Consider the following 8,193-nt stretch of genomic DNA (forward strand, 5'->3'; position numbering starts at 1 on the left):
GGCCGAGGCGCCGCAGCAGGGTGAACACCCAGACGCCGACAAAGGAGCCGATGCCGCCGCCGACCAGGAGCATCGTGCCGAGCTTCAGGTCCACCGTGCCGCGCCGATAGTGCGCCAGCGCCCCGGAGAACGAGGCCGCGATCACCTGGTTGGCGCCGGTGGCCACCGCCACCGCCGGCGGGATGTTGTAGAAGATCAACAGCGGCGTGATCAAAAACCCGCCCCCAACCCCAAACATCCCAGACAAGAACCCGACCGCCGCACCCATCCCGACGATCACGAACACATTCACCGACATCTCGGCGATCGGAAGATAAAGGGTCAAGGAAGGTCCCGCCTCGCGGTTGCCGCATCGTCCGGCGTTTTCGTCGAATGGCGATCGCGTATGAAAGAAGGCGCCGCCGAGGACCGGAGGCGCCAACGGGCGGACTTGGCCGAGGGGCGGGATTTGCCGTCCCCCGCCCGTTGATGATTGGGCGGCACGGTATCAGGCATGAAGATCATGGCGGAATGCCGATCCCCGTTGGTAAGGCTTAACGCCGGCGAAGCTGCGGCCGTCCTCGACACAGAGCTTTTCCACGAGCGTCGACATGGCGCCCACGATCTCGCCCTTGGGGAAGGGGTCGCATTCGACGGTGATGCCCTGACGCGTCACCCTGCATCGCAGAGCCGCCGCCTGGGGGAGAAACACCGCCAGCTCCGTTTCGACCTTTTCGATGAAGGCGAGGTCCGGACGGCGCACGCCGATGCCCGTCTCGATGCGGCTGGCAAGGCAGGGCTGGGCCGGCAGGGCTGCAAGATCGTCCAGCCCATAACGCTCCGCCAGGGCGTAGATGTCCGCTTTGGAAATGCCGGCCTCGACGAAGGGATGGTGCACGGCATTGAGCTTTGCCGCCTCGAGTCCCGGACGGAAGTCCCCGAGATCGTCGGTGTTGATGCCGGACGCGATGGCGAGCGCCGTCGCCTCGCGAATGCGGGAATAGAGGTTCGACTTGCAGAAGTAGCAGCGATTGATCGGATTGGCGAGATAATCGGGATCGTTCATCTCGCCGGCGTCGAGCAGCTTCAGACGCCAGCCGTGGCGCGCGGCATGCGCCTCGACGCGCGTCGTGGCCGCCAGGGGGACGGCCGGGGAAACCGCATGCACGGCGGTGATGTCGGCGCGCGAGAAGCGGTGCGCGACGAAGGACAGCACCATGGAATCGACCCCGCCGCTGACCGCGATCGCCAACGCGTCGTGTCGGTCAAGGACGGATACGAGTCGGGCCTGGAGATCGTCGGTCATGGCAGGGTCTCTATGCTATCGCCGGGTGGCCGCGAGGAAGGTCTTCACGCGCCGTTCTTGAGCTGGAGGTGGACGGCGGTTCCGCCGGAAAACGCCTCGGGCGTGCAGAGGACGCGCGGGTTCTTGCCGACATAACGCTCTGCCTGGCGCAGCGCCTCCTCGAAGGTCGACACCGGCTTGAAGCCCATGCCCCTGGCATAGCGCGGAGCCTTGGCGCCGACGATGAACACCGCCGACGTCCGGTTGGCCGGCACGGACCCGCCCGAGATCATCGACATGGCGTGGAACGGGTGATAGGTGAAAGCCGTCCGATACTTGTAGATGTAGCCGGGGTCCTGCGAGATGGTGCGCGCATCGTCCGAGGCGAGGAACTCCGGCGCGGAATTGTACTTCTGCAGGAGCTCGTAAGTCGGCTCGTAGGACGGGAACCAATCCGGGTTGAACCAGCCGTCGCACATCGACGCTGCGATGATGACGCCGCCCTCGCGGAAGGCGCCCCAGGAGCGCGAAAGCTGCCCGCCGATGGCAAGGCTCATCAGGATCGGGTTTGTGCCCATGCCGGGGCCGTAGTGGAAATTCCGCGGCAGGCCGATCACCAGAACGTCCGCCTTCTCTTCCATGTCGAGAAAGACGTTGGTGCGCTCCTTGGCCAGCGGCCAGGTCGCCTTCTCGACCTCTGCCAGCGTGCCGGCAGCGACGCCGAGCACCTGCGACTTCTGGCCGAGCACGGCGTCGACGCCGAAGAACCTCTTGCCCATGCCCGCTTCCATCGCCTCGCCGATGGCGCGGAACTGATGGCGCATGTGCTGCTTGGGCGAGGCGCCGAGCCAGTCGTCCCGGTGCATCGTCTTCGGGGCATGGTGCGAGGCGATGGACTTCATGCCTGTCATGCCGGTGACGACCATCTTGTAGCCGCCGCTATAGCCGCCATAGGGGTTGCCGGCGCAATGGCCGACGACGATGGGAAGGTCGGCTTCCGCCATCATGCGGTTGCACTGGACGGCATTGCCCATGCCATCGACGCCGAAGTCGAGAAGATCCGGCGCCTCGGCGTCGTGGTTGATGATGCGGTCGGGCCAGAACTGGTCCACGATCTCGTGGCCGAGATAGTCGTACCACTCGGCCAGCGTGTTCTGGCGGTGCAGACCCATGCAGCACAGGAGCGTGATGTTTTCGAGTTTGGTGCCGCCGGCCAGAAGCTCCTCGATGATCAGAGGAATGGCCGTCTTGCGGTGGCTGTTCTTCTGCGAGCCGCCCTTCACCCGATCGGGGAAGCCGATCACCACCTTCTTGTTCGGGCCGCCCATCTCGCGCAGCGGCGGCGTTCCCAGCGGATTGCGCAGAGCGTTGCGCGTCGCCTCGACAGGGTCTACCGCCGGCGGGTCCTGATAGCTCTGTCCGAAGCGCACGACCGTTGCCGTGTCGGGCAGTTCCACCTTCATGCGGCTGTCGCCATAGTCCAGGAGGACGTCCTGCATTGTCTCGAACTCCGATTGAAAGCGCCGGGGGAAGGGGCCGGGGGCAACTCTTCCTGGGCGGGACGGGAACTTGAGGTCCCCGGCATGGGCATGGGCGACGCCGCGAGGGCGCCGCGATGAAACTCAGCAGCCGGCGCCAGCGCGGGCCTGATCGATGATGGTGGCGAGCTCTTCCGGATAGAAGCCGATCTCGCCGGTGAAGCGGGTGAGGGCGACGAGCCCGCCATCAATGGAGGGGAGCGCTGCGATCGCCCGGGCGTTCTCTTCCTTCAGACCGCCGCCATAGACCACGGGGAGCTCTTGGCCGAACATGGCCTTCGACGCCTTCTTCACGAAGGCCGTCACCTGTTCGATGGCCTCGGGCGCCGGCGGCGTCTTTCCCGGGCCGATGGCCCAGATGGGTTCGTAGCCGATAACGAGGCGGCGTTCGCCAAGAAAGGCGGCCGTGCCGGCAAGGCTCGTTTCCATCTGTCGACCGAGCGTCACCTCGACCCGGCGCATTTGTTCCTCGGGGGTGCCGGTGCTGCGCTCCTCTGCCGTCTCACCGACGCAGATCAGCACGTCGAGGCCCGTCTCCAGGGCGCGCAGCGCCTCCTGATTGATCAGGCGGCTCACCGTCTCGGAGATCGCGGCGGCATCCGTCTGTCCGCCGAGATGGGCGGCAATCACGCCGGCCTTTTCGCGTCGCTCCTCCGAGTGGCCGATCATCGCGGCGGTGCAGCCGATCGCCTTCATCGCCGTGGCGGGACGGCTGGAACTGAAGGCGCCGAAATTGCCACCCTTGCGGATGTCCTCGCGGTGAACGCCCTGGCACCCTATAGCGAGGGAACGACGCTCCTCGGCCGGAACGCGCGACAGCGCGTCGACCGCGGGAATGACGAGAGCCTCCGGCAGAAACAGCGTCAGGGGCGTGTCGGCGTTCTTACCCAGCCCGCAGGCCGCGATCTGCCCGATCACGTTCTCGATCCAAACCTTGGGAGAGCCCTCGCCGCAAACGCCGCCAAGAGCGCGGGACACTTCGAAGCGCTTGAGGTTGACGAATATGTCGAGCATCGATCGCCTTTCTCTTGTTCCCGGCGCGAAGCCTGCCCCGCCCGCTGGATGGTATAGCCGGAAGGACGCCAACGCTGAATTTGCTGGCAGAGGGTGGACCTCTGGCCAATGAGCGGTGCTTGTCCGCACCATTTATGTAACCGGTTGCATAGGTCTTTGGGGGGTGCTTGTCAATCGGGACAAGACTGGAACGACGAGGCAGCTGGCGTCCCGCCCTGCCATTGCGTCCGATTTTCAACACGCAAGAACGAGGTTGCGCAAGCTGCCATGTTGATTTTCGACAGAGACAAAACGTGTTCGCAAAATGCCAGCTGGGTGGGAATCTTCTGATTGGGAAAGACTTTGATTGCGTAGGCTGATCGGCGGCGGCGCATGAATGCGACCGCCCAGTTCTGGCGTCCCGCGGAAGAGTTGCCGTCGAACATCAAGACAATTCCTCGAAACATTCCGGACGGATGAATGCAGGTTACGTTTCGATATGGCTACAGCCGATGAAACCGGTTACTCAATAGTTCCTGTTGCCTCGCGCCTATCTCGACGGCCCGTCGACGGATGTGCGGCGCTCAAGGACGATCCACGCCGTCGAGATCGTGTATGAGGGGGCGCAACTTCGTGCGTCGCGTGATTCTCCTCGCGCGGCGTCCGCGCTGCCTTCCTCCCTGTTTGGCTAGATGAAGGTCGATCTTATGCCTATCGCCGTTCCCGCTCTTCTCGCTCACCCGAAATTTGCGGCCGCCGCCGCGTATCTCGAGGGTGCGCATGATCGCCTGATCGAGGAGATCATCCAGCTTACGGAAATTCCTGCCCCGCCTTTCAAGGAAGAGCGGCGAGCGGCTGCCTTTCTCGAAATGATGCGGCCGGCGGGTTTTGCCGATGCCAAGCTCGACGCGATCGGCAACGTCGTCGCCTTGCGCAAGGGGCGGAGCGGTGGCGGAATGATCGTGCTGTCCGCTCATCTCGACACGGTCTTCCCCGAAGGCACGGATGTTTCGGTTCGGCGCGAGGGAACGAAGCTCTTCGCCCCCGGCATCGGGGACGACACGCGCGGCCTTGCCGCCCTGCTTGCCTTTGCCCGCGCGCTCGATGCTGCGGCGATCGAGACGGAGGCGGATCTCCTTTTCGTCGCCGATGTCGGCGAAGAGGGAAGGGGCGACCTTCGCGGCATTCGCCACCTCTTCACGGAGGGCGAATTCCGCGATCGCATCACGGGCTTCTTCACATTCGACAGCCCCGACATGGACGAACTCGTCGTCACTGCCGTCGGCTCGCGGCGCTATCACGTCGTTTTCCGTGGCCCCGGAGGCCATAGCTTCTCCGCCTTCGGCACGGTCAACCCGGCCTATGCGCTGGCGGAGACCGTCCTCGGTCTGTCGCGCATGTCCGTTTCGTCCGAGACGCGGACAACGTTCTCGGCCAGCGTTCTTGGCGGCGGCACCTCGATCAACGCCATTCCGGAGGAGGTTTTCGTGGATGTCGATCTGCGCTCGATCTCGCCCGAGGATCTCGCCCGAATCGACACAGAGCTTCATCGCCTGGTCGATACGGCGGTGGCGAACGAAAACGCCAGAGGCTCGACGGAGAGCGGCGCCATCACGGCCGAAGCCGTGCTGATCGGCGACCGCCCGGCCGGGGCTACGCCGAGGGACAGCTTGATCGTTACGGCCTCCGCCGAGGCACTTGCCGCCTTCGGGTTCGAGGTGGGGTTCAGAGCGTCGTCGACGGATGCCAACATCCCGATGAGCCTCGGCGTCCCCGCCGTGATGATCGGAACGGGTGGCAAGGGCGGGCGCGCCCATACCCTTGCCGAATGGATCGACGTGGAGCCGGAGACCAGCCTTCGCGGACTGAAGGCGGGGCTTGCCGCCTTCCTCGGCGTTGTCGGTCTGTGCGACTGATGCTCTAGGCTCTCCGGCCGCAGCAGGTCTTGAACTTGAGGCCGGAGCCACAGGGGCAGGGGGCGTTGCGGCCGATCTTGGCGGCAGCCGCCGCGGCTCCGCCCTCGATCTCGCCGCGCCGTGCCATCGGCATGATGTCGCTTGCCGGGCGCCCGGCTCGCACCAGCGAGGCCATGGCCTGCAACGCCGGCCCGGCATGTTTGGTGAAGCGGGTGGTCGAGCGGCAGAAATAGTTGAGCCCGGGCTCGCCGTCCTCTGCGGTCAGGAAACGGTGCTTGGGGCAGCCGCCATTGCAGGCGAAGCGGATGTCGCATGTCCGGCACTGGCGGGGCAGGGTGTCGCGCTTGTCCCTGCCGAACGTGATCTGTTCGGGGCGGCCTGCAAGCTCGCCCACCGGCGCGTCCATGATGTTGCCGAGACGGTATTCCGGATAGACGTAGTGGTCGCAGGCAAAGAGATCGCCATTGTGCTCGATGGCCAGCCCTGAGCCGCATGTTTCCGCGAACCAGCAGAGGCTCGCCGGCGCGCCGGCCCAAAGCCCGAGCTGCACGTCGAAGAACTGGACGAAGATGGAGCCGACGTCCCGGACGATCCACTCGTCGAAAATGCCGCACAGGAAATCGCCATAGGTGCGCGGCAGAACGCTCCACGGCGTCACCTTATAGTCGATGCCGTCCTCGTCGATCTGAGGGACGGCGGCAAGGGTCGTGCCGTCGGCGGAGCGCTCGGCGATGGGAATGAATTGGTGGAAGGCGGAGCCGATTTCCTTCAGGAAGCGGTAGACCTCCACCGGGTGCGAGGAATTGTGGCGGCTGACCACCGTCAGGGTGTTGTACTCGACGCCGTGGCGCTGCAGCACATCGAGCCCCGCCATGACCTTGTCGAAGCTCGGCCGACCTGCCTTGTCGATCCGGTAGCGGTCGTGGAGTTCCCGTGGCCCGTCGATAGACAGGCCGACCAGGAAGTCGTTCTGCTTGAGGAAGGCGCCCCATTCTTCGTCGAGGAGGGTGCCGTTGGTCTGCAACGCGTTGCGGATGGTCTTACCGGCCGGCGCATGGCGCTGTTCGAGCGCGACGATGCGGCGGAAATAGTCGACGCCGAGTATCGTCGGCTCGCCGCCCTGCCAGTTGAACCAGATCTCTGACGCGCCAAGCCTGGCCTGAGAGGAGATATAGTCGCGGATGTACGTCTCGAGCACCGCGTCCGCCATGTCGAAACGCTTGGTCTCGGGATAGATGCGTTCCTTCTCAAGATAATAGCAGTAGGTGCAGTCGAGATTGCAGCGTGGCCCGATCGGCTTGGCCATCACCTGAAAGGGCCTCGAAGGCTGGAGGAAATCAGCCAAGGTGCCTCCCCATCACATGGACGGCATTCCGTCCTCGCGAACGGTTTCAGGTTTCGAAGACCCGCCTCGACCGAGCGACGAAGCGACGCCGCTGTCACCATAAGCCGCCGCTCCGCTCGGCGCCAGTTGTCGCTTTGTTCGAGGGAAAAGACTCGACCGGTGTTTGGCCTCGCTGCGGGCTTGTTTCTGTCCGTTGGGTTTCGGCCTCTGGCGGATGATCGAAGAGGCTGTGCAATTCTGTCTTTTGGGTGCTTGCGGCCCGCGGCCATGCCGGTTATATACCCGCCCGCGGGTCGCGGAGTGTAGCGCAGTCTGGTAGCGCACCTCGTTCGGGACGAGGGGGTCGCAGGTTCAAATCCTGCCACTCCGACCAGCCTTCTCTGTCCGACCCGGAGACATGGGTAACAGAACGTACGTAAGGCATAGGTGACAACCTCGTGCTAGATGAGGGTTGTCGATGGTCTGCAGGGTTTTCTGTTCCAGGTCGATATATCCCAGATCATAGCTCATGAAGCTGACGAGCCAAATGGCGTCGTCGACTTCCTTGGAGATCCCGGCGCTGATCTCCTTAACCGCGACGGGGCATTCCAGATCCGCGATCAGCCGCTGTAGACGGTCGAGCACGCCGCGCCAATTCCGGTCACCCTCCGGTTGAACGGCCTCTTGCAGAGGGTTCAGATGGACGATTAGCGCGTCCGCATCGATCATATCGAACGCCCGCCGCGCCTCGTCGAGGCCAAAACCGGCCGCCAGTTGCGCCCCACCGAGATTGGCCAGCAGCGGAATGTCGGATGCTAGAGCGGGATGAAGTTCGGCAGAATCGGAAGAGGATTCCATCGGAGGCGCCAATCTGATTCAACATGCTGGCTGGAGACGGAGGCCAGCATGGATGGGTCGACCTTATTCGATGGATCTGCGCGAGCGGGTGGTTGCGGCGGTGCTTGAGGGCGGGCTGTCGCGCCATCAGGCGGCGGAGCGCTTCGGGGTTGCGGTGAGCACGGCGGTCAAATGGCTGCAGCGCCACCATGAGACGGGCAGTGTGGCGCCCGGCCAGATGGGTGGGCACAAGCCGAAGAAGATCGCCGGCGCGCATGCCGAGTGGCTGCGCCGGCGCTGCACGGAGAAGCCCTTCACGCT

9 protein-coding genes and 1 tRNA gene are annotated in these 8,193 nt (G+C 64.5%); 3 read left to right on the plus strand and 7 right to left on the minus strand.

The window, feature by feature from the left end:
- From B5D38_RS21705 to B5D38_RS22120, 5 genes are all read right to left on the minus strand, one after another.
- Positions 1 to 325 (minus strand): sulfite exporter TauE/SafE family protein (locus B5D38_RS21705; protein ID WP_131829994.1); only part of this gene is annotated, 325 nt, incomplete at its 3' end.
- 162 nt (positions 326 to 487) lie between these two features.
- On the minus strand, positions 488 to 1,285 hold the full coding sequence (larE, locus tag B5D38_RS21710; RefSeq protein ID WP_078710526.1) for an ATP-dependent sacrificial sulfur transferase LarE: 798 nt from the start codon (positions 1,283 to 1,285) through the stop codon (positions 488 to 490).
- A 44-nt stretch (positions 1,286 to 1,329) separates the two neighbouring features.
- Entirely contained in the window at positions 1,330 to 2,763 is a 1,434-nt protein-coding gene (locus tag B5D38_RS21715) for a lactate racemase domain-containing protein (RefSeq protein ID WP_078710527.1), read from the minus strand.
- A gap of 123 nt (positions 2,764 to 2,886) precedes the next feature.
- Positions 2,887 to 3,816: a triose-phosphate isomerase gene (locus B5D38_RS21720; protein ID WP_078710528.1), complete on the minus strand. Its 930-nt coding sequence runs from the start codon at positions 3,814 to 3,816 to the stop codon at positions 2,887 to 2,889.
- Positions 3,817 to 3,986: 170 nt separating this feature from the next.
- Entirely contained in the window at positions 3,987 to 4,241 is a 255-nt protein-coding gene (locus B5D38_RS22120; RefSeq protein WP_131829995.1) for a hypothetical protein, read from the minus strand.
- Between the two features lie 246 nt (positions 4,242 to 4,487).
- On the opposite strand from B5D38_RS22120, the gene B5D38_RS21725 reads away from it, so the two are divergent.
- Entirely contained in the window at positions 4,488 to 5,711 is a 1,224-nt protein-coding gene (locus B5D38_RS21725; protein ID WP_207553017.1) for a M20/M25/M40 family metallo-hydrolase, read from the plus strand.
- A 4-nt stretch (positions 5,712 to 5,715) separates the two neighbouring features.
- Here B5D38_RS21725 and B5D38_RS21730 read toward each other — a convergent pair whose 3' ends face one another.
- Positions 5,716 to 7,056, minus strand: coding sequence for an anaerobic sulfatase maturase (locus tag B5D38_RS21730; protein WP_207553018.1), 1,341 nt, complete (start codon positions 7,054 to 7,056; stop codon positions 5,716 to 5,718).
- A 296-nt stretch (positions 7,057 to 7,352) separates the two neighbouring features.
- Here B5D38_RS21730 and B5D38_RS21735 point away from each other — a divergent pair.
- A tRNA-Pro gene (locus B5D38_RS21735) sits at positions 7,353 to 7,429 on the plus strand.
- Here the strand turns inward: B5D38_RS21735 and B5D38_RS22795 are convergent.
- Entirely contained in the window at positions 7,408 to 7,893 is a 486-nt protein-coding gene (locus B5D38_RS22795; protein WP_207553019.1) for a beta/alpha barrel domain-containing protein, read from the minus strand. The two genes, B5D38_RS21735 and B5D38_RS22795, sit on opposite strands and share 22 nt — an antisense overlap.
- 52 nt (positions 7,894 to 7,945) lie before the next feature.
- On the opposite strand from B5D38_RS22795, the gene B5D38_RS21745 reads away from it, so the two are divergent.
- A partial coding sequence (locus tag B5D38_RS21745) for a helix-turn-helix domain-containing protein (protein WP_131829973.1) occupies positions 7,946 to 8,193 on the plus strand: 248 nt, incomplete at its 3' end.

Source organism: Consotaella salsifontis (genome assembly GCF_900167365.1).
In the GTDB taxonomy this organism is placed as follows: domain Bacteria; phylum Pseudomonadota; class Alphaproteobacteria; order Rhizobiales; family Rhizobiaceae; genus Consotaella; species Consotaella salsifontis.